The sequence below is a fragment of the Streptomyces sp. NPDC048483 genome (genome assembly GCF_040651455.1).
Classification (GTDB): Bacteria; Actinomycetota; Actinomycetes; order Streptomycetales; family Streptomycetaceae; genus Streptomyces.
In genome coordinates, this window is record NZ_JBEZJZ010000045.1 from 37,638 (window position 1) to 60,851 (window position 23,214).

Here is a 23,214-nt window from a genome sequence, read left to right on the forward strand (position 1 = left end):
GGCAAAGCGCAGCGGACGGGCAGCGAACGGTCAGGCCGTCACAGCGACCCGCCGCTCGGGGGAATCCCCGGACTCGCCGGAATCCCCGGCTCCGCCGGGTCGGGCGGCCCGTGCGGCCACCACGGCAGCCGTGGCTCCCGCAGCGGGCACACCAGAAGCAGCCGACGCACCCGAGGCACCGGCCGTACCCGCGGCACCCGAAGCCCCCGGCACCCCCCGCGCCACAAACGCGACATGCTGCCGTCCCCGCCGCAGATCGATCTTCAGCCGCAGGCCGCCCACCCGGGCGAGGATCAGGCCGATGGCCGCCGCGGCGCCGGCGGAGATCACGCCGCCGGCCACGAAACCGATCCGGGCGCCGAAGGTGTCGGTGACCCAGCCGACCAGCGGGGCGCCGAGTGGGGTACCGCCCATGAAGACCATCATGAACAGGCTCATCACCCGGCCACGCATCAGCGGATCGGTGGCCATCTGGACGCTGGAGTTGGCGGTGACATTGATCGTCAGGCCGGCCATGCCGATGGGGGCCAGCAGCACCGCGAAGATCCAGAAGGACGGGGCGAGCGCGGCCGCGATCTCCAGGACGCCGAAGACCATCGCCGCGCCGACCAGCAGCCGCAGCCGGGAGCCGGCGCGCCGGGCCGCGAGCAGGGCGCCGATCAGGGAGCCGGCCGCCAGCAGGCCGTTGAACAGGGCATACGTACCGGCGCCGGCATGGAAGACGTGGTAGACGAAGGCGGTCAGCCAGATCGGGAAGTTGAAGCCGAAGGTGCCGATGAAGCCGACCAGGACGATGGGCCAGATCAGCTCGGGGCGCCCGGAGACATACCGCAGGCCCTCCCGGAGCTGGCCCTTGCCGCGTGCGACGGGGGTGACCTTGTGCAGCTCGGACGTGCGCATCATCAGCAGGCCGATGACCGGCGCCACGAAGGACAGGCCGTTGAAGAGGAACGCCCAGCCGCTGCCCAGGGCGGTGATCAGCACACCCGCGACCGCCGGGCCGATCAGCCGGGCGGACTGGAAGTTGGCGGAGTTGAGGCTGACGGCGTTGCGGAGGTCGTCCTGGCCGACCATCTCGGAGACGAACGCCTGCCGGGCGGGGTTGTCGACGACGGTGGCCAGGCCGAGTACGAAGGCGACCAGATAGACGTGCCACACCTGCACCTGACCGCTGAGGGTGAGGACGGCGAGGGCCAGGCCGGTCAGCCCCATCGCGGACTGGGTGACGAGCAGCAGCTTGCGCTTGGCGAAGCGGTCGGCGATCACGCCGCCGTACAGCCCGAAGAGCAGCATCGGAAGGAATTGCAGCGCCGTGGTGATGCCGACCGCTGCGGACGAGCCGGTCAGGCTCAGGACCAGCCAGTCCTGGGCGATGCGCTGCATCCAGGTGCCGGTGTTGGACACCACCTGGCCGGTGGCGAAGAGTCGGTAGTTGCGTATGCGGAGCGAACTGAACGTGCCCGTGCGCGGTGTGGCGGCGGGGCCTGCGGCGATACCCGGGGCGGGGATGGTGCCCGGGGTGGTCGCGGTCGCGTCGTCGGAAACCGTGTCGTGGTCGGAGTTCGGTGCGGGGGCGGAGTGTGCTCCGGATCCCGTACTCAAAGTGGGTTCGCCTCCTCGGCCTGGGTTTTTACAGCTGTGCGAGTTTCTCCAGTACGGGAGCCGCGGCCCGGACCTTCGCCCACTCGTCGTCGTCCAGCCCGGAGGCCAGCTCGGCGAGCCAGGCATTGCGCTTGCGGCGGCTCTCTTCGAGCATCGCCTCGGCCTGTTCCGTCTGTGTGACGACCTTCTGGCGCCGGTCGTCGGGGTGCGGCTCCAGCCGGACCAGTCCCTTGGCCTCCAGCATGGCCACGATGCGCGTCATCGACGGCGGCTGCACATGCTCCTTACGGGCCAGCTCCCCCGGCGTGGCGCGGCCGCACCGGGCCAGGGTGCCCAGCACCGACATCTCGGTAGGGCTCAGCGACTCGTCGACCCGCTGATTCTTGAGCCGACGGGACAGGCGCATGACGGCGCCCCGCAGCTCGCTCACGGCAGCAGCATCGGCGCCGCTGGACAGTTCCGGCATGGTCGTTAGCATAACTCATTACCTTTTCTAAGTAAAGCCGCGAGCGGCTCCCCGCGCTCTCGCCCAGGAGATCCCCCTCACTCACCCATATGGGTGAGGACGCAGCCGAAAGCGGCCCGCCTGACCGGCTCGTACCGGGAGCGTGTCCCTATGGGATCGAGAGTGCTCAGTCTGCGCGTCGACGGGGAGCTGCTGGAGCGCATTCGGCAGCACGCCGCAAAACGCGGAATGAGCGTCCAGGACTACGTGGTCCGGACGCTCATCCGCGATGACTTCGACGAACGCTTCAAGACGTCGGTCGACGAGACGGAGCGCTTCTACGAGGCGCCGCCGTTGTAGCCGTAACGGCCGTTCGTGCGGGTCACTTCACGCCCAGCGCCTGCTCGATGGGATGCAGCAGGAAGTAGACGAGGAAGCAGAGTCCGACCGCGTCCAGCAGCCACGGGATCTGCTTGAACCGGCCGGTCGCCGTGCGCAGCAGGATGTACGACAGCACGCCGATGCCGATGCCGTTGGTGATGCTGTACGTGAACGGCATCGAGATCATCGTCAGGAACGCCGGGATGCCGACGGTGAAGTCGCCCCAGTCGATGTCCTTGACGTTCGAGGCCAGGATCAGGAAGCCGACGACGAGCAGTGCGGGCGTCGCGGCCTGGGACGGGACGACCGTCGCCAGCGGAGTGAAGATCAGCGCGAGCAGGAAGAGCCCGCCGGTCATCAGGTTGGCGAGGCCCGTACGCGCGCCCTCGCCCACACCGGCCGTGGACTCCACGAAGCAGGTGTTGGCGGAGGCGGAACCGGCGCCGCCGGCCGCGACCGCGATGCCGTCCACCATCAGGATCCGGCCCATGCCCGGCAGATTGCCGTCCTTGTCGGTCAGCCCGGCCTCCTCGCCGACGCCGATGATGGTGCCCATCGCGTCGAAGAAGCCGGACAGCAGCACCGTGAAGACGAACAGGCAGCCGGTCAGCACGCCGACTTCCTTGAAGCCGCCGAAGAGGCTGATGTGGCCGATCAGGCCGAAGTCCGGCGCACCGATGACCTGGTCCGGGAGGTTGGGGACGGCCAGTCCCCATGCCGCGTCCGGGATGTCGACGAGGGCGTTGATGATGATCGCGACCACCGCCATCGTCACCATGCCGATGAGGATCGCGCCCTTGGTCTTCCGTACGGTCAGGAAGAACATCAGCGCCACGCCGAGCACGAACACCAGCACCGGCCAGCCCTGGAGCTGGCCGCCCTGGCCCAGGCTCATCGGCACGGTGGTGTGTGCGGCGTCCGGGTTACGGGTCACAAAGCCGGCGTCGACCAGGCCGACCAGCGAAATGAACATGCCGATGCCGATGGCGATGGCCCGGCGCAGCCCGTTGGGGATCGCGTCCATCACCCGCTGCCGCAGCCCCGAGGCGACCAGGATCATCAGCACCAGACCGGCGAGGACGACCATGCCCATCGCGTCCGGCCAGCTCATCTTGGGGGCGAGCTGGAGCGAGACGACGGCATTGATGCCGAGGCCGGCGGCGATGGCGATCGGGACGTTGCCGATCAAGCCCATCAGCACGGTGGTCAGCCCGGCCATCAGCGCGGTGGCGGTGACCAGCTGGCCGTTGTCGAGGTGGTGGCCGAACTTGTCGACTCCGGCGCCGAGGATGATCGGGTTCAGCACGATGATGTAGGCCATCGCGAAGAATGTCGCCAGGCCGCCGCGGAGTTCGCGGCTCACCGTCGACCCCCGCTCGGAAATCTTGAAGAAACGGTCGAAGCCGTTCTTGGGCGGCTTCGGAGCCGGGTCTTTAAGGGCGTCGACCGGCGTGGTGGCCGAGGGGGGCATGCGGGACCTCAGTCGTACGGGCCTTGGATCAGGCGCAGGGGCCCACGAGCCCGGAACACGAACGGGGACAGGGCCAGGGACACGAACACAGACACAAACACGAGCACAAACACAATCAACCGGATCAGATTGGATGAATCAACGATCCAAACCCGCCAGATCCAGAAAGGTTCAGTATGAATAAACAATCCGTTGATCGCTATCTCCGCGCGTAGAACCGTGCGGCGTACGGCCTCGGGCGCACCCCCACCACCCGGGAGGGGAGGCACGGAGGCCGCCGGCGACGGCCCCGTAAGCTGACCCTCATGTGGAAGAAGTCCGAACTGCGCGCGGCCCCGGCGCCCCTCGAAGGACCCGTCGTCGGCACGATCATCGGCGGCACCGTCATCTGGTTCGCGCTCTTCCTGGCCCAGATCCCCTTCTACAGCTGGTTCGCCGACCACGACCTGACCAAGTGGGTCTGGACCTGCCTGGCCGGCGGCGGCCTCGGCCTGCTCGGCATCTGGTACGTCCGCAGGCGCGACGCGGCCATCAAGCGGGACGCCGCCCTCAAGCAGACCGCGGCGAACGATCCCGCCTAGGCCTTCCCGCCCTGAGCCACCGGGCCCTGATCCACCGGACAGGGCCCAAGAGTCGCCGGCGGGTGCCGAACCCGTTCCCCCCGTACCGTCGAGGCATGACGCATCGGGCGCAGACCGAGGTCAACGACCCCGGACCGGGTGACAGGCGGCCCGTCCCCGAAGCGGCCCACCCCGGCCTGACCTCCGCCGAGGTCGCCGAGCGGGTGGCCCGGGGCGAGGTCAACGACGTCCCCGTACGCTCCTCCCGCTCCACTGTCGACATCATCCGGGCCAATGTCTTCACCCGCTTCAACGCGATCATCGGCGTCCTCTTCGCGATCATCCTGGTCGTCGGCCCGATCCAGGACGGCCTGTTCGGCTTCGTCATCGTCGCCAACACGGGCATCGGCATCGTCCAGGAGCTGCGCGCCAAGCGGACCCTGGACAACCTGGCGGTAATCGGCGAGGCCCGCCCGACCGTACGCCGCGACGGGACGGCGGCCGAGATCGCCACCTCCGAGGTGGTCCTCTCCGACGTCATCGAGCTCGGCCCCGGCGACAAGGTCATCGTCGATGGCGAGGTCCTGGAGACCGACGGCCTGGAGATCGACGAGTCCCTCCTGACCGGCGAGGCCGACCCGCTCCTCAAGAAGCCCGGCGAGCGGATGATGTCCGGCAGCTTCGTCGTCGCGGGCAGCGGCGCCTTCACCGCCACCAAGGTCGGCCGCGAGGCCTACGCCGCCCAGCTCGCCGAGGAGGCCAGCCGGTTCACGCTCGTCCACTCCGAACTGCGCACCGGCATCAGCCAGATCCTCAAATACGTGACCTGGATGATGGTCCCCACCGCCCTCGGCCTCATCCTCAGCCACCTGTTCACCCTCGGGCTTCCGGGCGACGAAGCGATCCGCCGCATGGTCGCCGGCATCGTCCCGATGATCCCCGAGGGCCTGGTGCTCCTCACGTCCGTGGCCTTCGCCATCGGCGTCATCCGCCTCGGCCGTAAGCAGTGCCTGGTCCAGGAGCTTCCCGCCATCGAGGGCCTGGCCAGGGTCGATGTGGTCTGCCTCGACAAGACCGGCACCCTGACCGAGGGCGGCATGGACGTCCGCGAGCTCCGCCCGCGCAACAGCGCCGAGGAGCCGTACATCCGTCACGTACTGGCCGCCCTGGGCGCCTGCGACCCCCGCCCCAACGCCTCGCTCCAGGCCATCATCAACGCCTACCCCGCGTCCCCGGACGGGCCCTGGACCTGCACGTCAACGCTCCCCTTCTCCTCCGCCCGCAAATACAGCGGCGCCTCCCTCACCGCCCCCGACGGCGACCACACCACCTGGCTCCTGGGCGCCCCGGACGTCCTCCTGCCACCGGGCGACCACACCCTGGCCGAGATCGACGACCTCAACGCCCAGGGCCTGCGCGTCCTCCTCCTCGCCGGCACCGACCAGGCCCTGGACGACCCCGAGGTCGCCCGCGAGGTCCGCCCGGCCGCCCTCGTCGTCCTCGAACAGCGCCTGCGCCCCGATGCCTCCGACACCCTGCGCTACTTCGCCGACCAGGGCGTCCACGCCAAGGTCATCTCCGGCGACAACGCGGTGTCGGTCGGCGCGGTGGCCGCCCACCTGGGCCTCCCCGGTTCCGACGCCCCCGTGGACGCCCGCACCCTCCCCACCGAGCCCGCCGCCATGTCCACCGCCCTCGACGCCGGCACGGTCTTCGGCCGGGTCACCCCGCAGCAGAAACGGGACATGGTCACCGCCCTCCAGTCCCGCGGCCACAACGTCGCGATGACCGGCGACGGCGTCAACGACGTCCTCGCCCTCAAGGACGCGGACATCGGCGTCTCCATGGGCGCGGGCTCCGAGGCGACCCGCGCCGTGGCCCAGATCGTCCTCCTGAACAACAGCTTCGCCACCCTCCCCTCGGTCGTCGCCGAGGGCCGCCGCGTCATCGGCAACATCACCCGGGTAGCCACCCTCTTCCTCACCAAGACCGTCTACTCGGTCCTCCTCGCCGTCCTGGTCGCCTGCTGGCAGATCCCGTACCCGTACCTACCGCGCCACCTGACGCTGTTGTCGACATTGACCATCGGCGTCCCGGCCTTCTTCCTGGCCCTGGCCCCCAACAAGGAACGCGCCCGCCCCCACTTCGTCCGCCGCGTCATGCGCTACGCCATCCCCTCCGGCCTCATCACCGGCACCGCCGCCTTCACCACCTACCTCCTGGCCCGCCACTACTACACCGGCCCTGGCGCCCTCCCCGCCGAAACCAGCGCCGCCACCCTGACTCTCTTCCTCGCCGCCATCTGGGTCCTCACGATCATCGCCCGCCCGTACACCTGGTGGCGGATCGCCCTGGTCCTGACGATGGGTCTGGGCTTCGTGATCGTCCTGGCCACCCCCTGGCTGCAACGCTTCTTCGACCTCCGCCTGGTCGGCACGACCATGCCCTGGGCCGCCGTGGCCATCGCCGCCCTCGCCGCCGTACTGCTGGAGATCACCTGGCGCTGGGTGGGAAGCAGGTTCCCCGCCTGAAGAATTGGCAGTTCCGCCCGCTTCCCCCTACGCTCCATGCCCATGACATCTCTCGCGGGGGACCTGAAGTACGAAATCCTGGCCAGGGGCCACCACGGCGGCGGCCACTACGGCGGCAGCGGCGACGGCAGCAGCGGCCCGATGGAATGGTGGATGTGGGTGATCCTCGCCATCGGCGTGATCGCCATCCTCTGGAGCTTCGTGAAGAAGTTCACCAACTGACCTGAGAAACCACCCGTTTAACCTGGGCGCCGGCTGGCTCGTCATGAGCGGACCGGCGCCCTTCGGCTGGGCGCGGCCGACGCTTACGGCAGGGCTACGCCGCTCCGGATCGGAGCGGGTCGTCGATATCCACGGTGATCGACACACCGGAAGTGGAACGGAATACGGTGGTGCTTCCCGACAGGGAGATCTCCCTGAGAGGGTTTGACACCTGAAGGAAGATCGCCCAGACGAGGGTGAGATCGGCATTCAGCCGTGCGCAGAAGCCGTTCGATCCATGAGGCCCATCGCCTCCCCAGAGAACTCCGCCATCCTCCAAAGGGACCACGGTCTGCCCATCGACCCGGCTTACCCCCCAGTCCGGGTCCTCCGCGAACACCTCTTCGAGATCGAAGGCCTCCTCGATCCGCATACCGGCTGGCACATCGGAATCGAGGAAGACGTCGTAGGAGCGCCCATCAGCGAAATGCAGCGCGTCCAGGTCCGGCATGGTGTAGTCCGCCCAGAGGCGTTCAATCGCGCTCATTTCTTCCTGCACCTTCTCCTTTTTCTCGGCGACTCATACGTAGGCGGGCGACCCCTCCTGAAGCCCCTGGGGAGGAACCGGAACCCCGCTTGCATCCCTGTTTTCTGGCTTATTCCTTCGACGGTAAACTCTTCACTCCACGTACAACCCTTGCTCGATGCAGGGTATGGGTCATTGGATTGACCCTGTTAATCGTAACGGGCTCCCCAACTTCACGTGCCGCATCAAGCCGCCGGTTGTCATGACCGATGAGCTGACCGTCGACTTCCATTACGTTGAGCACTGCCTCCGGACGGGTCCAGTCCCATCAACAGCGGCAGCCTTATAGGCCGTGCTATCGGTGGCCAACCCAGCCGAAACGGCCCGCCAGATGAACTGGCGAGCCGTCACAAAACATTGAGGCTGAGGAAGGCTAAACAGCTCCCGAACGCAGTGGATCATCGATATCCACGGTGATCGATACCCCGGAAGTGGAACGAAATACGGCGGTGCTTCCCGACAGGGAGATCTCTGTGAGCGGGTTTGACACGTGGAGGAAGATCGCCCAGACGAGAGTGCGATCGGCATTCACTCTCGCGCAGAAGCCATTCGATCCATGGGGCCCATCTCCCCCCCATAGAAATCCTCCATCCCCCAACGGGACCACCGTATGCCAATCGACATCGCTTACCGCATCCGGGTCCTCCGCAAGATCCTCTTCGAGATCAAAAGCCTCCTCGATCCGCATGCCGGCTGGCGCATCAGAATCGAGGGCGATGTCGTATGAGCGCCCATCGGCGAAATGCAGCGCATCACCGTCGGGCATGTTGTAGTCCGCCCAAAGACGTTCGATAGCGCTCATTTCTTCTTGCACCTTTTCTTTTTTCTGGGCGACTCATACGTATCTGCCGGCCTCTCCTGAAGTCCCTGGGGAGGAACCGGAACACCATTTTCATCCCTATTTGCGGCCCTATGCCTTCGGCGGTGGAACTCTTCACCCCACGTGAGGCCCTTGCCCGATGGAGGATATGGATCATTGGGATTGACCCTGTTAATCGTAACAGGCTTCCCAGCTTCACGCGCCGCATCAAGCCGCCGATTGTCATGACTGATGAGCTGACCGTCGACTTCCATTACGTTGAGCGCCGTCCCGGGGCGTTCCCAGTCCCATTCCCCCGACCGCATTTGGTCGGCGTAGTCGTGCTTGGAAATCGTACGCTGAGAGAAATTAATATCTGCCGGATCGGCCCACTCGTGCTCGCCCTCCGGGGAAAGTCCGAACGGGTCACTCCAAGTATGGGGGTTGATGACGTATGTCGCCGGGTTGGGAGCAGGTCCGAGCCCGAGGGGGTCTGGAGTGAGGTAGCGGGCGGTTTCGGGGTCGTAGGTCCGGAAGTAGTTGTGGTGGAGTTGGGTTTCGGGGTCGAAGTACTGCCCGGGGAAGCGGAGCGGAGTGTGGGCGGTCGCGTCAGCGCTCCACGCCGTGGAGCCCCACAGCGTGGTTCGGGTGCGGGCGACTATGTGGCCCTGTTCATCGAGAAGCTCGGTGGGCGTACCGACAAGGTCGGTGACAATCGCGAAAAAGCGTTCGGCGACCTCTGTGTCGGAGAGGTGTTTGCGTTCCCGCTGGATCAGTGGGACGAACCCTTGGTGATCCCAGGTGAGGGTCATACCGCCTGTGGTGGTCTGTTCACAGAGGACGGCCCCGTCCCAGGTGAAGTCCACCTGCTCCACGACGGTTTGCTGGTCGTCGGCGAGACGCTGTTTCGACGAGCGGCGGCCGAGGGGATCGTAGGTGTACCTCCAGCTGGTGCCGTCGGGGGTGGTACAGCCGATCAGACGGTCGCACGCATCCCAGGTGTAGCGCCAGGTATCAGGCTTGCGGGAAAGGCGGGTCTTCTGGCGCAGGGTGGTGCGGCCAGCTGCGTCGTATTCGTAGCGGATATCCCCCGCGCGGTTCAGTCGGGTGCCGGTGTAGGTACGCTCGCCCCGGGCCTCGGAAGCCGGGTGGCGGTCGGGCCAGGTGGCGTGGGTCTGGTTGCCGGCCGCGTCGTAGGCGTAGGTCTCGGCCCAGTTGTGGGCAGAGACGGCGGTGACCCGACCGGCGGTGTCGAGTTCGAAGCGGCGGGGCCCGTTGAGATGGTCGTCGATGCCGATGAGGTTGCCGTCAGCGCGGTAGGCGTACGCGCGATGCTGGATGGATTCAGCGGCCGAGGTGACCTGCCGGCCGGTGATGCGGCCGCAGGCGTCGTAGGTGTGGGCGAACGTGATGTCGCCGAGGTTCCGCGAGATTTCCTGGCCGAGCGCGTCGTGCGTGAAGGCCATAGTCCGGCCGGAGACATCAAGTCCCGTACATTGCCCTGCCGCATCGTAGGTCCACTGACTCACCACGCCGGTGGGAGTGGTGCGGGATATTCGACGGCCCAAGGCATCGTGTCTGAATGTGGTGGTGCGGCCGTTCACCGTCTCGGCGACAACCCGTCCGAACTCGTCGTGGCTGTAGATGAGTTCGCTGTCCGGGGCGATGATCTGGGTCGTGCGCCCGGCAGCGTCGTACCGGTAGGTGGTCACCTCACCGTCGACGTCCGTGGTGACAGTGCGTCCCAATGCGTCGTAGGTGAAGCGGATCGTGTGGCCGAGTGCCGTGGTCCGTGAGATCAGCCGGCCGGCCGCATCGTGGGTGTACGCCTGAGTACGGCCGTCAAAGTCCGTCTCCGAGATCAGGTGGCCCGCTGCGTCGTACTCATATCGCCAGGTAAGGCCCTGGGGATTGGTGACCTTCATCAGCTGCAGCTCGGTGTCGTGCACGAACTGATAGCGCGCCCCGTCCGGGTCGGTACGCGCCTTCAACCGGTCGAAGTGCCCGTACTCGAGTGTGGTGATCCGACCCATGGGGTCGGTGTGCGAGGTGCAGTTGCCCTCACCGTCGTAGACCCAGGCTTCCTGAGTGGCGTCCGGGTTGATACGGGTCGCGAGATGGCCCTCGGGGGTCCACTGGTAGCGGGTGATGTGGCCGAGCGGGTCGGTGACGGAGGTGGTGCGGCCGGACCGGTCACGGCCGAAGCGCGTGACAGCACCGAGAGGGTCGGTGACGGCGAGAGGGAGCCCTGCTTGGTCGCACTCGATGCGAGTGGTGTTTCCTAGCGGGTCGGTGACCGAGGTGACGTGCCCCTGCCCGTCGTAGACGAAGCGGGTGGTGTGGCCCGCTGGGTCGGTAACAGCAGTCCGGTTGCCCTGGGCGTCGTACTCCTGACGGACGGTCTGGCCGTCCGCACTGGTGACCTCCGCCGGAAGGCCGAGGTCGGTGTAGGTGGCAGAGGTGGTGGAGCCGTCCGGACGGATGACGTGGAGAAGGTGACCGTGCTCATCATGCGTCAGGTGCGTGATACCGCCCAGCGGGTCGGTGATCTGCACGGGGTTGTCGTGCATGTCATACGCGGTGCGCGAGGTGTTGCCGAGCGGGTCGCTGATCGCCACGACCTCGAGCCGCTCATTGAAGACGTACCGGGTGACACCACCCTGTCCGTCGGTGAGCGTGTTGATGCGGTGACCGGTCTCCGCATCGGGCTCGCCGTAAGTGAACCGGTTCGCCACGTGCCCCTCAGTGCCGGACTGAGTGGTGCAGCGGTGGCGGTGATCGTAGGTGTACTCGTAACGGAAGTCGTTGGAATCGACCCAGGCGGTCATCCGGTGGTCGGTATCGTACTCGAACCGGGTCACGGCGCCCGTGGAGTTGGTGACGGTGGTGAGGTCGCCGTCGTCGTCGTGTTCGAATGACCTGATGAGCTGGTCCGTGCCGTCGTCAGCAGCACCGGTCAAGTGCAAGGCGGTGAGGCGGCCATCTTCGTCGCAGGTCAGCTTGAGTTCGTAGCCGGAGCTGTGGCGGATGGCGAACGGGATGCCGGTCTCGTCGGCGTAGTCGAAGGTGATGCGGTGGCCGTTGCGATCCGTGATCTCGTCGGGCAGGGCGATGCCCGGGGCATGCAGGGCGTCGCTGAAGTAGCGGGTGTGACCGGTCTCGGGTTCGTTGACGGCCCAGTCGCCCTGGAGGGTGCGCATCAGTGGCCAGCGCGGGCCGTGCTGCGGCAATACCCGCTCACCTGTCTCCGGAGTGGGGTAGCGCAGCAGCATGCCGGTCTCGGTGACGAAGACGATGCCCTCGTCGTCAATCTCCAGATGTTGGTCGACCGTGGAGGACCACGACGGTCCGATGTGCCGTCCGATACGGGTCGAGGACTCGTATTTACGCGTGAACGTCAGCGGCAAGGCACCGGGCAGGGAGATATCGGTCTGGGGCAGGAACACCCTGCCCGTGGCCAGGTCGACCGGGTCAGTGCCATTGGTGCACATGCCCTCGTGCTGGCGGGTGCCGTCGTTGTCGTGCCCGGCCTCGGACTCCGCGCGAGCCCCGCCGGACCGGCCACCACCCGCCGGTCGGCCACCGCCGCCACCCGTGCCGTGCGGCGCGTGCGGCATGTCCTCCTTGCGGCCCTTGAGGAGCTTGTCGAGTTCCGCGGCGTGTTTGGCGTCGTTCTCGGAGTGGTTGCGGGCGACCTTCTTCAGGCGGTCGCCCGCCCCGTGATACACGTCCTGGACGGCCTTGCTGGCGTCCTTGGCCAGGGCCTTGCCCAGCTTCTGCGCGCCGTTCTCCAGCGCCTTGACGATCGGATTGCTCATTCGAAGCTGACCCCCGCAGCCTTCGTTTCGAATTCGGAGGCGTGCGACGCCACCTTCTCCGCATGCCCCCGCAGCCGTTCAGCGCGTGCGTGCAGCTGCTCCGGATGGATGGAGAAGCCCTGCCCCCCACCGCCGGCGGAGACGCCGAGCGCGGACTCGGCGGCCTGGAAGACCATGCCGCTGACGGCCTTGCTGACCGTCTCCACCAGCGGGTCGATCGCCGCCTCGATGACCTGGGCGATGATGTACTGCTCCAGCTGCTGCACCAGGAAGTCCATGAGCTTCTCGGCCGCCGCCACGATCAGCGCCATGGCCGCCTCCGCAGCACCGAGAGTGGCGACCGCGGCGGCCTGGTCGGCCACGAACGTGATCGCCAGCACGGTCAGCTCGGCGATCGCCTCCAGCTTCATCGCCACGATCGTGTCCGCCGCAATGTCCAGCGCGGACGCCACCGTGTGACAAGCGTTGACCAGCTCCGTCATGTGGCCGTCGGACATCTGCGCCCACTTGGCCAGCAGCGCCTCGTACGACGCGCCCTGATACACGTCTTCCAGCTGCTTGATCGTCGCGGTGGAGTCCTTGTGGGTGTCATCCACCTTCTGCGCGAAATCCCGGACATGGGAGGCGAATTCCCGGACCTTGTCCTCGTTGACGTTCGGCCAGTTCACCCCGATGAACTGGAGGAACGTCACTACCTGTTCAGGCAGCTCAATAGCCATACTGATCCCCCCTCAGCGCTAGCTGCGCCAGCCCATCAGACGCGGTTAAAGGGAGAGCAAGGGAGGGGCAAACGTATGCCCTAATTATCGTCATCAGTGGGCCCGGTGGCGAGGAACCCGGCCCGCCGGTTACGGCGCGGCTATGACGTGCGTGGCGCTACCCGTCCCTCTGCGCGCTTGTCCGCACCGGCAGCCGCGCGCCCCGGCTCTCAGTGATGCGGCGCACGTCACGCAGCACGTCGGTCAACCCACGGGCCAGGAAGCGCAGTTCCCTGGTTGTGGCGGCGTGGTGGTCGGCGAGCAGGTAGTCCGCGTGGTCGAGAAGGTCGTCCGCCATGGTGAGCTGGAGCCGCTCGATGTCGTCGGCGATACGGGACACGTAACCGGCGCCGTCGCCGCCGAGGAGATAGCAGGGCTTCCCGTCGACGCCCGCCCAGGGCAACAGTCGGGCGTCGTCGGACTGCGGAGCGCGAATGGCGGCTGTGGTGGTCGTCGGCATCGGCGTGATCGCCACCCTGAGGCCCTGACGGTGCCTCAAGGACGAGTACACGGCTTCGCGAGCCGGGGTCTGTCATGGGGTCTTCTTACGACGCGCCTTCCCGCATACCGCCTTCACCGCGTCCGTCGCCGGCTCGAGGAAGTCCCGGAGCCTCAACAAGCGGCCCTCCACGGTGTCGCGTACCGACAGCCACAGATTCAGACGCCGCATCCACCACGGCAACTGCCGCCGGGGGATGAACGTCAGCGTGTCCCTGATGGCGTCTTCAGCAACGCCACCGAGCCCTTCCGCACGCAGCGCCGCATAAATCCCTGGGCTGAGCGTGAAGTACAGGCGGGCCATGTCGCCCGCCGCCACGAACCCCAGCTGGCGCACCTTCGGATCCGGTGAGAGCATCGCGCGCTCCACCCGGGGTGCGAGCACGGCGACATCATCGCCGTGCAGCACCATTCCGATGACGGCCGTGCCCACATGCCGCTCGCCCCGGTCGAAGGCGGCGTCGATCTGGGCCGGATCACGGATGTCGATCACCCCGTCACCGGTCTCCCAGTCGGGCTCATTCGGCACGTCGGTTCCCCTCTTCGCATGACTTCAGCCGCAGGGCGGCGGCGACACCCGCTGCTTTGGGGGCTGACCGCCCGTCCGTAAGGGTGGCGCGGCGGCCGGACTCCCCCGATGGTCCCTCCCCATGAAGCTGATGTCGGGGGATGTGACGTACGAAATCCTGGCCCGCGGCCACCACCACTCGCACCACTACGGCGGCAGTCACGGGACCAGCGACGGCGTCATGGACTGGTGGGAGTGGCTGATCCTGGGTGTCGGCGTGATCGTCGTCATCTGGGCGCTGGTGAAGAAGTTCAGCTCGGACTGACGCCCGCATCGAACAAGAAGAGGCTCCCTGGCACACCGCGACGGGGCCTCCGGACAAGCCGGTTGCCCGCCGGTCAGTCGAACCACCGCGCCTCCGCCAGCTCCTCCCCCCGCTCCGGGTCCTCCAGCAGTGCCGCGACCTCGAAGCGGCGGGGCCACTGGGCGGCGGCCCAGGAGAGGCCGGCGGCGACGCCCTCCAGGGTGGCGGCGTGCAGGGTGGCGTCCGGGGTCCAGCGCCAGTCCAGTTCCGTGCCGTCCGCCAGCGTCAGCGCCTCGTGCTCGAGGTACGAGGCGGGGGTGGCGGGGCCGAGCAGGACCCGTACCGCTTCGGGGACTTCGTGCTCCACACCCGTCGAGCGGACCTCGGCGGTGACCGCCTCGCTCAGGCGGCGGACCTGGAGGAGTTCGGCCAGCTCGGCGGCGTGGGAGGGGCGGACCGGGAGGAGGGGCAGGCGGGTGGCGAGGGGCATCAGGTCGGGGGCGTCGGCGACCACCGCGGTGCCGGCGTCCACCACCTGGATCTCGCCGTCGAGGACGACCCGCAGCTCGTCGGGAAGGGTGACACCGTCGGGGTCGAGATCCGTCAACGCGCCGTAGAGGGCGTGGAGTTGGGCGGCTCCGACGGTCACGTCCGGGTCGGCGAGGCGGGCGAGGAGTTCCGCCGCGCCGCCGGGCTCGTCCAGCAGCGCCGCCAACGAGGTGCGCACGCCGAGGGCGCGCAGGACCTGGGCGTCGACCTCACCCGCGTCGGCGGACTCGTACAGACCGGCCAGGAGCGGGTCGCCGCCGGCCGAGCGCAGGCCGGCGGGGCGGCGGCCGTCCAGTACGGGGTGGCCGCGCAGCCACCAGGCCGTGTAGGGGCGTACGGATTCCGTGGTGCCGTCGGGAAGGAGGACCCGTACGGGAGTGGTGAGGGCATCGCGGAGGGGCGGCTGGGAGAGCATGGCGAGGACCTGCGGCCAGCAGTCGTCGTCGACCAGGTCCAGGTCGCGGACCGCGATCAGTTCCGTCACCACGGGCGGTACGGGGGTGTCGGGCAGCGCGTCGAGGATGTCCTCGCACCAGACGTCCACGGCGTCGAGGAGCCCCGGGTCGTCGGGCTCGGCGAAGTCCCCGTCGCGCGGCTCGAGTTCGTCCGGGTCGAGGACGACGTCGGCGGCGCGGACCAGGGCGAAGTCGGCCAGGACGCCGACGGCCGTCAGGGGCTGTTCGCCCCAGCGCTCGGCCAACTCGGCGTCGCAGGCGGCCAGTTCGCCCTCACGAATGACGCGCTCGAAGGGGCTGCCGGGGTACACCAGCTCGCCGGCGGGGGCCAGCTCCCCCTCGTCGTCCGGCAGCGCGAGAGCACCCAGCCACGGCTCGTCGCCGGGGGCGAGGCTGGCGTCGCGGACCAGGCCGAGGACCGCCTCGGCCAGTTCCTCGGCGCCCAGCGGCGCGCCGAGGCCACCGCCGAGCTCCTCCGCGAAGACGTCGTAGGCGTCCTCGTCGGCATCGAGGGAATTCTCCACGGCCGCCCGCACCTGGGGCGTGATGAGGACCGCGCGCGGGGAGGCCGGCGTGGCGCCGAGCTTCTCCAGCAGCGGGTGGACGGCGTCCGGGTGCGCGACCTTCAGGCCGAGGCGGGCGAGGGTGCGGTGGCGGGCCTCGGTGTCACCGTTCTCGTACGGGCCGCCGCCGGGCAGCGGCAGCAGCACCTGACGCGGGCCGATCGTGGTGCGTACGGTGCCACTCGCCCCGCCGGGGCCCTGACCCGCCGCGCCCGCCAGCGGCACCGGCAGTCCGCTCAGCCGGTCCGGGTCCGTACCGGCCAGCGCGTCGTACAGGCGCCACCACCAGCCGGGCGCCCGCTCCACGCCCGCCAGCCGGTCGACCATCTCGCCGAGCGGCACCCGCTCCACGCCCAACGCCCGCAGCTCCGGCCGCCGTTCCAGGCCGGCCGGCAGCAGGCTGGGGAAGAGCTCCGCCAGGACGGCCACGGTGGCCGCGCCGGCGCCCTCCAGCAGTTCCGCGTCCACCGGGCGCAGGACGAAGCGCTCGGCGGCGGCCTCGACGTCCTCGTCCCACTCGGACGGCTTCTCCGGCTCGCCGGGCGTGCCGGCACTCGGCAGGAAACGGACCTGGGGCAGCAGCTCCAGCACCTGGCGGCGCAGTTCGCCGTCCAGGCCGCCCTTGCCCAGGGGGCCCGGAACCAGGTCGAGGGTGCCGACGGAGACCGGCTGCCAGTCGCGCAGCAGCGTCGCGTACGCGGCGGCCGCGCGGCCCACCAGGAAGTCGGTCAGCGGGCCCGGCGCGACATGCCGGCGCGTCGGCTCCAGCGGGAACGACGCGATCAGCAGCGCGGGCAGGCCCAGGGGCTCGTCCGTCGGCGTCGGCGCATGCACCACCGCAGCGGTCGACGGCCGTACCGGCGCGCCCTCCTTGTCCACCGGCACCGCCCAGGTCACCGACCACGCCGGGCGCAGCCGCTCCTCGACGGGCCGGTCCGCGAGCAGCGCCGGCTCCAGCGGGCCGCCGTCCGTGACCACCCGCCAGCGGGTGGCGCCGCGCTCGCTGTCCTCGATCAGGACGTGGTCACCGTCCTGACGGCGCCTCAGTTCGCGTACGCCCTCCGGGGTCTCGATGACGACCTCGGCCAGGCCCGGCAGGGTGAGCAGCAGCGCCGCGTCGATTCCGGCCAGCAGCCGCTCGGCGAGATCCTGCGCCGCGCCGTCGCGCAACGGCAGCACGACCGCGGTGTCGTAGCCTTCCGGCGCGCTGCCCTCCGCGGGCAGCGGGAGCCGCAGCAGCGGTACATGGCCGTCGCGGCGGCGCAGCTCACCACCCAGGCCGGGGCTGTGCGCGGCCACCTCCTGGGCCAGCCCGCGGGCCTCGGCGAGCGACCAGCGGACGCCGCCGGTACGGCCCACCAGCGCGGGCTCGTCGCTGACGGACAGCACCGCGGCGAACCCGACCCCGAACCGGCCGACCGCGCCCGCCGCCACGCTCGGCTCCCGCTTCGCGGAGGCACGCAGGGTGGAGAGGGACTCGACGCCGGTGGCGTCCAGGGGGGAACCGGTGTTGGACGCGACGAGTACGGCGGCGCCGGTGTCGTCGGCCGGGTGCAGGGTCAGCCGCAGCCGGCCGGGGACGCCGGCACGTGCCGCCGCGTCGGCGGCGTTCTGCGCCAGCTCGACGGCGAGGCGGTCGCGGTAGCCGCCCAGCGCCAGGTCCTCCTCGGCGTTGGCATCCTCCCGGAACCGGGCGGGCGACGCCGCCCAGGCGTCCAGTACGCCGCGGCGTAGCCGCCCCGTTCCGAACGGGTCAGCCCCTTCGGCGGTGCCCCGTACCCACGACGTACCAGCCACGTATCCGTCTCCCTTTGTCTCGTCTGTGGCTGACGTTACCCTCCGGGATGCGCCCCACGTTGCCGGGTGCGGCGCCGTGCCTCGTCCGTTGTTCTGGGCCCGCCTGCGGCGGGAGCGGGGGAGGTTGTGGGGTGGGTCGCGAACGTGTGGGGGTGGGTGCGGGGCCGGTCCTCCAGGACTTCGTCCCTACGGCCCGGCTCCTCCCGCCGGTTTCGCGACCATCCCTGAGTGGGGGACTTGACCTCGGGTTGCGCCGGAGTTGCGCCCGGCGGCCGTCGTTTGTACCTACCTCCCACCGGCCGTAGGGCGACTACGGACGGGAGGCGGCAGGCCGTAGCGACGAAGTCGTGCAGGCCTGTCGCCGCACCCCCGCTACGGAATGCCGACCGCAACGACCAACCCCCACCCCGCCCGCCGAAGGCGTGCAAACCCACCACGGCGCCGCACCCGGCAACGGGGGAAACCCGCAACGCGGCCTAGCTGTGGCCCAGCTCCTCAGCGGGCCCGGCCTCAGACACGGACCCGCCCGGCTCAGGCCGCAAAGACACCGGCTCCACGACGGTCTCGTCCAGCACCGGCGCGGCCGGCCGCGGCGGCGCCGGCATGACGGCGGCCTCGGAGTGCGCCCCACACCCGTAGGTGAGGGAGACGACGCGTCCGTCCGCCGGCGCGAACTCGTTGGCGCACACCCCGAAGGCCTGCCGCAGCGAGCCGGCGAGCGGGGTCAGGAAGCCGCAGGTCATGCAGGTGGCGGGGGCCGCCTGGGCCATCGGGGTCTTGGCGCCGTACGCCTCCTCCCAGCGGTCGGCGGCGGCGTGCAGGCCGTAGCGGGAGAGCACGCGGGCGCGCCGCATGCCCAGCTCTTCGGCGAGGTCGGCGATTCCCCCGCGCGCGGGGGCCGGCTGGACGGCGGGCGAGCCCGCGACGACGTCCGCCTCCTCGGAGTCGGCGACCTCGGCGGCCATCCCCTCGGCCACCACCGAGTTCGGCGGCGGCACGTCCTCGCCGGAGAACCCCGGCTCCAGCCGCAGATCCTCGGCCTCGGTGGGCAGGAGGTCGCCGGGGCCCATGTCGCCGGGCCGCAGCCGCTCGCTCCAGGGGACCCACTCGGGTGCGAGGAGGGCGTCGGGGCCGGGCAGAAGGACGGCCTCGTCGAGGGTGACGATCTTGGCGCGGGAGGCGCGGGCGACCGTCACGGCCCAGCGCCAGCCCCGGTAGCCGGGTTCGTTGCAGGCGAAGAGATGGGTGACGACGCGGTCGGCGTCGGCGACGGCGTCGATATGCTCACCGACCATGCCGGGCAGCGCGGTTTCCTCCGCCGCCGCCCGCGCAAGGTCGACCGCCTCGGCGCACAGGCGGTCAGGGGTACGGCTTCGCATCGCAGCACTCACAAGAATCGATTCTCTCTTCCACGCCGTCTCACGAGTGCGCCAGCCAAGGCTGTCCTGTCTGTCCGGACGACCGGCGGGGCCGGGGGCGGGCGGAGCGGACCTGGGGACCGCGTCGACGTCCGCGCCCGATCGGTTTCGGTCGAGCGCACCTCTTACGTCCTATTCTGCGGGACAGCAATGAGGCACGCGGCCAAAAACGACCGCCGGTGGCGCGCTACACACGCTACCCCTTCAACGGTGTACGACCCCTCGCGGGAGCGGCAAATGTCAGCGGCGGCCCGCCGAGGCCGGTGCGCCCCGCGCGGCAGGCCGGAGAAAGCGTCATCCATCGGGCGGGTTGGGGCAATATGTCCAGGTGGCTGCCGCACGGTACGGAGGCAATCGGGCTCGCCGGGCGGGTCGCGCGGCCGGTCGCGCGCTGCGTACGCCGTTCACCGGCGCGGCCCGAGGTGTGCGCCGCGCGACCCATGCGCACGGCGCGGGCGAGTCGGGCCTGAGCAAACTGATCGAGCTGCATGCGGTGAATTCCGCCGGCGACATGATGATCACGATCGCGCTGGCCTCGACGGTGTTCTTCTCGGTGCCCACGGATCAGGCGCGCGGCCGGGTGGCGCTGTATCTGGCGGTCACCATGGCGCCGTTCGCGCTGCTCGCGCCGGTGATCGGGCCGCTGCTGGACCGGGTGCCGCACGGCCGCCGGGCGGCGATGGCGGGCGCGATGCTGGCGCGGGCGCTGCTGGCGCTGACGATGTCGGGGGCGGTCGCCACGGGCGGGCTGGAGCTGTATCCGGCGGCGCTGGGGGTGCTGGTGGCGTCGAAGGCGTACGGGGTGGTGCGCAGCGCCGTGGTGCCGCGGCTGCTGCCGCCGCGGATTTCGCTGGTCAAGGCCAATTCGCGGGTGACGCTGGCGGGGCTGCTGGCCACCGGGGTGGCGGCGCCGGCCGGTGCCGGGCTGCATCTGATCGGGCCGAGCTGGCCGCTGTACGGGGCGTTCGCGGTGTTTGTGACGGGGACGTTCTTGTCGTTCTCGCTGCCGCACAAGGTGGACTCGGCGAAGGGCGAGGGGCGGGCGCGGCTGGCGTCGCGGGACACCGAGGCGGTGTCGGGCGAAGCGCCGCCGAAGCCGGGGCTGCGGACCGTCGGGCCGTCGGTGCTGCACGGTCTGCAGGCCAATGCCGCTCTGCGGGCGCTCTCCGGGTTCCTGACGTTCTTCCTGGCGTTTTTGCTGCGGGAGCATCCGCTGGGCGGGCTGGGGCCGGCGACGTCGCTGGGGCTGGTGGCGGTGGCGGCCGGTACGGGCAATGCGCTGGGTACGGCGGTGGGTGCGTGGCTGAAGGCACGCGGGCCGGAGGCGATCATCGCGGGGGTGCTGGGGCTGGCGCTGAGCGCGACCGTCCTCGCGGCGGTGTTCTACAACGTGATCGCGATCATCGTGGTCACCGCCGTGGCCGCCACCGCCGGACTGTGCCAGGCGCTGGCGAAGCTCTCGCTGGACGCGATGATCCAGCGCGACATGCCGGAGGCCGTACGCACCTCGGCCTTCGCCCGGTCCGAGACGGCGCTGCAGATGTCGTGGGTGGTCGGCGGCGCCATCGGGATCTCGCTGCCGCTGATCGGCGTGGTGGGCATGTCGGTGGCGGCGGGGCTGGTGGCGATCGGGGCGGCGCTGGCCGTACGGGGGCTGCTCGGTGCGGCTCGCCGGGGCGGCGCGGCGCGCACCCGGGTGGCGTGACCGGCGGCCTCGTACGGCCCGACCCGCGCGGCACGCCGCACCCGCGCGTGGCGTGGGCCAGGGCGCCAGATAGCCTGCCCGTATGACCGCTGCGTTGATCTCCTGGGGCAAGGGCCGCCGCGCCGCTGCCGCCATTGGTGCCGTGTCCCTGGGCCTCCTCACCCTCTCCGCCTGTGAGAAGCCGACCGCGCTCGCGACCGTGACGGTCGGCTCGACGACGGTGACCGCCGAGGCCACTCCTGGCTGCGACGGCAACGGGAAGGTCCTGTCCTCGAAGAAGCTCGCGGCGTGCGTCACCAAGAAGGGCGGCGGCACGACCATCGAGGTGCACCCGGGCGAGAAGGTGCGCATCGGCGTGGAGCCGGATGTCGCCAAGGCCGGCTGGTTCGTCGTCGGCGGCGGCCCCGTCATGCAGGCGCCCAGCACGGACACGTACCGCACCTTCGACCCGGAGAAGCTCTTCCAGCAGGCGAACCCGCAGACCGGCCAGACCACGTCCCTCAAGAACGTCACGCTGATGGTCGCGCAGGTCGGCAAGGGTGAGGGCCCGGAGACGCTGTGGCACTTCGAGCTCAAGGCGAAGGACTGAGCGGGGGCCCGTTGCCGTCAGCGGGCCGGCCGGTGCGGGTACTGGTCGTGACGGCCGTCGGCGCCGAGCGGGATGCGGTCTGCGCCGCGGCCGGGCCGTCCGGCACGCGGATGCTGCCCGGTGGCCAGGTGCTCCACCGTGCAGGCGGGCAGCCCGTGGCGCTCGACGTCCTCGCCGCCGGTGTCGGCCCCGCCGCCGCGGCCGCCGGTACGGCCACCGCGCTGACCGCCGCCGCGCTCGCGGACGAGGAGCCGTACGCGCTGGTCGTCTCGGCCGGTATCGGCGGCGGCTTCGCGCCCCGCGCGCCCCTGGGATCGATCGTCGTCGCGGACGCCATCGTCGCCGCCGACCTGGGCGCCGAAACCCCCGACGGGTTCCTCCCCGTCACCGAACTCGGCTTCGGCACCACCGCCCACCGCCCCGATCCGGCGCTGGTCGAGGCCGTCGCCATGGCGGCCGGTGCGGCGACCGGCACCGTACTGACCGTCTCCACCGTCACCGGCAGCGCCGCCCGCACCGCCGAGCTGGCGGCCCGTCACCCGGGTGCGCTGGCCGAGGCGATGGAGGGCTTCGGCGTGGCGGAGGCGGCTGCCGCGCACGGCGTGCCCGTACTGGAGATCCGTACGGTCTCCAACGCCGTCGGCCCCCGCGACCGCGCCGCCTGGCGGATCGGCCCCGCGCTCGCCGCGCTGACCGACGCCTTCCGTGCGCTGCCGACCTCCCCCACGCTCTCGGCTCTGCTCGAGCGGGGAAGTACCCCCACCGCCCCGTCCCCAGGGAGGACCCCGTGACCGCGCCCCGGCCGCTGGACATCGCGTACTCGCCGTGCCCGAACGACACCTTCGTCTTCGACGCCCTGGCGCACGGCCGGGTCCCGGACGCGCCGGAGCTCGCGGTCACCTTCGCCGATATCGACCTCACCAACGGCATGGCCGAGCGCGGTGAGTTCGATGTGCTGAAGGTGTCGTACGCGGTGCTGCCCTGGGTCCTGGAGGAGTACGCGCTGCTGCCGTGCGGCGGGGCGCTGGGGCGGGGCTGCGGACCGCTGGTGCTGACCCGGGAGGAGGGCACGTCCGCCGGGCTGAAGGGAAAGACGGTCGCGGTGCCCAGCGAACGCTCCACCGCCTATCTGCTGTTCCGGCTGTGGGCTGCCGCCGAAGTGCCGGGCGGCGTGGGCGAGATCGTGGTGCTGCCCTTCCACGAGATCATGCCCGCGGTACGGGACGGCAGGGTCGACGCCGGACTGGTCATTCACGAGGCGCGGTTCACGTACCAGGACTACGGGCTGACCTGCCTGGCCGACATGGGCGAGCACTGGGAGGCCACCACCGGCCTGCCGATCCCGCTCGGCGCGATCATCGCCAAGCGGTCGCTGGGCGAGCGGGTGCTGCGCGAGCTGGCGGCCGCCGTCCGTACGTCCGTCCGGATGGCCTGGGACGACCCGCAGGCCTCGCGGCCGTACGTCCTGGAGCACGCCCAGGAGATGGACCCGGCCGTCGCCGACCAGCACATCGGGCTGTACGTCAATGAATTCACCGCCGACCTCGGCGAGGACGGCTATGCCGCGGTGCGCGGGCTGCTCACACGCGCCGCGGCCGAGGGCCGCCCGGTGGACGGCAAGGCCGGCGGGGTCGCCGCGGTGCGGGAGAAGCTGGTGCGGGAGTTCGGGCCCGAGG

20 protein-coding genes are annotated in these 23,214 nt (G+C 70.0%); 9 read left to right on the plus strand and 11 right to left on the minus strand.

Annotated elements, in window-relative coordinates; all coding sequences use genetic code 11:
• Positions 1 to 30: 30 nt before the first annotated feature.
• Both AB0D04_RS22575 and AB0D04_RS22580 read right to left on the minus strand, forming a co-directional pair.
• Entirely contained in the window at positions 31 to 1,602 is a 1,572-nt protein-coding gene (locus tag AB0D04_RS22575; protein WP_362706088.1) for an MFS transporter, read from the minus strand.
• A gap of 28 nt (positions 1,603 to 1,630) precedes the next feature.
• Positions 1,631 to 2,068: a MarR family transcriptional regulator gene (locus AB0D04_RS22580; RefSeq protein WP_362706090.1), complete on the minus strand. Its 438-nt coding sequence runs from the start codon at positions 2,066 to 2,068 to the stop codon at positions 1,631 to 1,633.
• 150 nt (positions 2,069 to 2,218) lie between these two features.
• On the opposite strand from AB0D04_RS22580, the gene AB0D04_RS22585 reads away from it, so the two are divergent.
• Complete coding sequence (locus AB0D04_RS22585; protein WP_362706092.1) at positions 2,219 to 2,407, plus strand: ribbon-helix-helix protein, CopG family; 189 nt, start codon at positions 2,219 to 2,221, stop codon at positions 2,405 to 2,407.
• A gap of 22 nt (positions 2,408 to 2,429) precedes the next feature.
• On the opposite strand, the gene AB0D04_RS22590 is transcribed toward AB0D04_RS22585, so the two are convergent.
• A complete protein-coding gene (locus AB0D04_RS22590; protein ID WP_362706095.1) occupies positions 2,430 to 3,899 on the minus strand; it encodes an NCS2 family permease in 1,470 nt (489 codons plus the stop codon).
• 305 nt (positions 3,900 to 4,204) lie between these two features.
• Between AB0D04_RS22590 and AB0D04_RS22595 the strand changes: the two genes are divergently transcribed.
• The 3 genes from AB0D04_RS22595 to AB0D04_RS22605 all read left to right on the plus strand — a co-directional run bounded on the left by AB0D04_RS22595 (position 4,205) and on the right by AB0D04_RS22605 (position 7,212).
• Positions 4,205 to 4,480 (plus strand): DUF2530 domain-containing protein, encoded by a 276-nt coding sequence (locus AB0D04_RS22595; protein WP_362706097.1) that lies wholly within the window; start codon positions 4,205 to 4,207, stop codon positions 4,478 to 4,480.
• Positions 4,481 to 4,575: 95 nt separating this feature from the next.
• Positions 4,576 to 6,990, plus strand: coding sequence for an HAD-IC family P-type ATPase (locus tag AB0D04_RS22600; RefSeq protein WP_362706099.1), 2,415 nt, complete (start codon positions 4,576 to 4,578; stop codon positions 6,988 to 6,990).
• A gap of 42 nt (positions 6,991 to 7,032) precedes the next feature.
• Positions 7,033 to 7,212, plus strand: a complete 180-nt coding sequence (locus AB0D04_RS22605; RefSeq protein WP_362706102.1) for a hypothetical protein — start codon at positions 7,033 to 7,035, stop codon at positions 7,210 to 7,212.
• Positions 7,213 to 7,306: 94 nt separating this feature from the next.
• On the opposite strand, the gene AB0D04_RS22610 is transcribed toward AB0D04_RS22605, so the two are convergent.
• From AB0D04_RS22610 to AB0D04_RS22635, 6 genes are all read right to left on the minus strand, one after another.
• Entirely contained in the window at positions 7,307 to 7,738 is a 432-nt protein-coding gene (locus AB0D04_RS22610) for a hypothetical protein (RefSeq protein ID WP_362706104.1), read from the minus strand.
• Positions 7,739 to 8,150: 412 nt separating this feature from the next.
• Positions 8,151 to 8,579 (minus strand): hypothetical protein, encoded by a 429-nt coding sequence (locus AB0D04_RS22615; protein ID WP_362706107.1) that lies wholly within the window; start codon positions 8,577 to 8,579, stop codon positions 8,151 to 8,153.
• Positions 8,576 to 12,193, minus strand: coding sequence for a DUF6531 domain-containing protein (locus AB0D04_RS22620; protein ID WP_362706109.1), 3,618 nt, complete (start codon positions 12,191 to 12,193; stop codon positions 8,576 to 8,578). Before AB0D04_RS22620 ends, AB0D04_RS22615 begins: the two co-directional genes overlap by 4 nt.
• A 197-nt stretch (positions 12,194 to 12,390) precedes the next feature.
• On the minus strand, positions 12,391 to 13,113 hold the full coding sequence (locus AB0D04_RS22625) for a WXG100 family type VII secretion target (RefSeq protein ID WP_362706112.1): 723 nt from the start codon (positions 13,111 to 13,113) through the stop codon (positions 12,391 to 12,393).
• Between the two features lie 157 nt (positions 13,114 to 13,270).
• Positions 13,271 to 13,612 carry a hypothetical protein gene (locus tag AB0D04_RS22630; protein WP_362706115.1) on the minus strand — a complete coding sequence of 114 codons (342 nt, stop codon included), beginning with the start codon at positions 13,610 to 13,612 and terminating at the stop codon, positions 13,271 to 13,273.
• Between the two features lie 72 nt (positions 13,613 to 13,684).
• Positions 13,685 to 14,179, minus strand: a complete 495-nt coding sequence (locus tag AB0D04_RS22635; protein WP_362706117.1) for a hypothetical protein — start codon at positions 14,177 to 14,179, stop codon at positions 13,685 to 13,687.
• Between the two features lie 121 nt (positions 14,180 to 14,300).
• On the opposite strand from AB0D04_RS22635, the gene AB0D04_RS22640 reads away from it, so the two are divergent.
• A complete protein-coding gene (locus AB0D04_RS22640) occupies positions 14,301 to 14,483 on the plus strand; it encodes a hypothetical protein (protein WP_362706119.1) in 183 nt (60 codons plus the stop codon).
• 73 nt (positions 14,484 to 14,556) lie between these two features.
• Here the strand turns inward: AB0D04_RS22640 and AB0D04_RS22645 are convergent, their stop codons facing one another.
• Positions 14,557 to 17,826 (minus strand): molecular chaperone Hsp90, encoded by a 3,270-nt coding sequence (locus tag AB0D04_RS22645; RefSeq protein ID WP_362706122.1) that lies wholly within the window; start codon positions 17,824 to 17,826, stop codon positions 14,557 to 14,559.
• Positions 17,827 to 18,302: 476 nt separating this feature from the next.
• A complete protein-coding gene (locus AB0D04_RS22650) occupies positions 18,303 to 19,205 on the minus strand; it encodes a DUF3027 domain-containing protein (RefSeq protein WP_362706125.1) in 903 nt (300 codons plus the stop codon).
• 367 nt (positions 19,206 to 19,572) lie between these two features.
• On the opposite strand from AB0D04_RS22650, the gene AB0D04_RS22655 reads away from it, so the two are divergent.
• The 4 genes from AB0D04_RS22655 to AB0D04_RS22670 form a co-directional block, all read left to right on the plus strand.
• Complete coding sequence (locus AB0D04_RS22655; RefSeq protein WP_362706127.1) at positions 19,573 to 20,949, plus strand: MFS transporter; 1,377 nt, start codon at positions 19,573 to 19,575, stop codon at positions 20,947 to 20,949.
• A gap of 82 nt (positions 20,950 to 21,031) precedes the next feature.
• The gene (locus AB0D04_RS22660) at positions 21,032 to 21,538 is read left to right on the plus strand and encodes a hypothetical protein (RefSeq protein WP_362706130.1); all 507 of its coding nucleotides are present in this window, start codon (positions 21,032 to 21,034) and stop codon (positions 21,536 to 21,538) included.
• A 32-nt stretch (positions 21,539 to 21,570) separates the two neighbouring features.
• Positions 21,571 to 22,329, plus strand: a complete 759-nt coding sequence (locus AB0D04_RS22665; protein ID WP_362706142.1) for a futalosine hydrolase — start codon at positions 21,571 to 21,573, stop codon at positions 22,327 to 22,329.
• The coding region (locus AB0D04_RS22670) for a 1,4-dihydroxy-6-naphthoate synthase (protein WP_362706132.1) at positions 22,326 to 23,214 on the plus strand (889 nt) is incomplete at its 3' end. The genes AB0D04_RS22665 and AB0D04_RS22670, both read left to right, overlap by 4 nt.

Coding starts and splice junctions, on each gene's coding strand:
- AB0D04_RS22605 (WP_362706102.1), top strand. CDS start 7,033: ATGACATCTCTCGCGGGGGACCTGAAGTACGAAATCCTGGCCAGGGGC.
- AB0D04_RS22585 (WP_362706092.1), top strand. CDS start 2,219: ATGGGATCGAGAGTGCTCAGTCTGCGCGTCGACGGGGAGCTGCTGGAG.
- AB0D04_RS22610 (WP_362706104.1), bottom strand. CDS start 7,738: ATGAGCGCGATTGAACGCCTCTGGGCGGACTACACCATGCCGGACCTG.
- AB0D04_RS22595 (WP_362706097.1), top strand. CDS start 4,205: ATGTGGAAGAAGTCCGAACTGCGCGCGGCCCCGGCGCCCCTCGAAGGA.
- AB0D04_RS22600 (WP_362706099.1), top strand. CDS start 4,576: ATGACGCATCGGGCGCAGACCGAGGTCAACGACCCCGGACCGGGTGAC.
- AB0D04_RS22625 (WP_362706112.1), bottom strand. CDS start 13,113: ATGGCTATTGAGCTGCCTGAACAGGTAGTGACGTTCCTCCAGTTCATC.
- AB0D04_RS22580 (WP_362706090.1), bottom strand. CDS start 2,068: ATGCCGGAACTGTCCAGCGGCGCCGATGCTGCTGCCGTGAGCGAGCTG.
- AB0D04_RS22590 (WP_362706095.1), bottom strand. CDS start 3,899: ATGCCCCCCTCGGCCACCACGCCGGTCGACGCCCTTAAAGACCCGGCT.
- AB0D04_RS22620 (WP_362706109.1), bottom strand. CDS start 12,193: ATGCCGCACGCGCCGCACGGCACGGGTGGCGGCGGTGGCCGACCGGCG.
- AB0D04_RS22615 (WP_362706107.1), bottom strand. CDS start 8,579: ATGAGCGCTATCGAACGTCTTTGGGCGGACTACAACATGCCCGACGGT.
- AB0D04_RS22660 (WP_362706130.1), top strand. CDS start 21,032: ATGACCGCTGCGTTGATCTCCTGGGGCAAGGGCCGCCGCGCCGCTGCC.
- AB0D04_RS22630 (WP_362706115.1), bottom strand. CDS start 13,612: ATGCCGACGACCACCACAGCCGCCATTCGCGCTCCGCAGTCCGACGAC.
- AB0D04_RS22640 (WP_362706119.1), top strand. CDS start 14,301: ATGAAGCTGATGTCGGGGGATGTGACGTACGAAATCCTGGCCCGCGGC.
- AB0D04_RS22650 (WP_362706125.1), bottom strand. CDS start 19,205: ATGCGAAGCCGTACCCCTGACCGCCTGTGCGCCGAGGCGGTCGACCTT.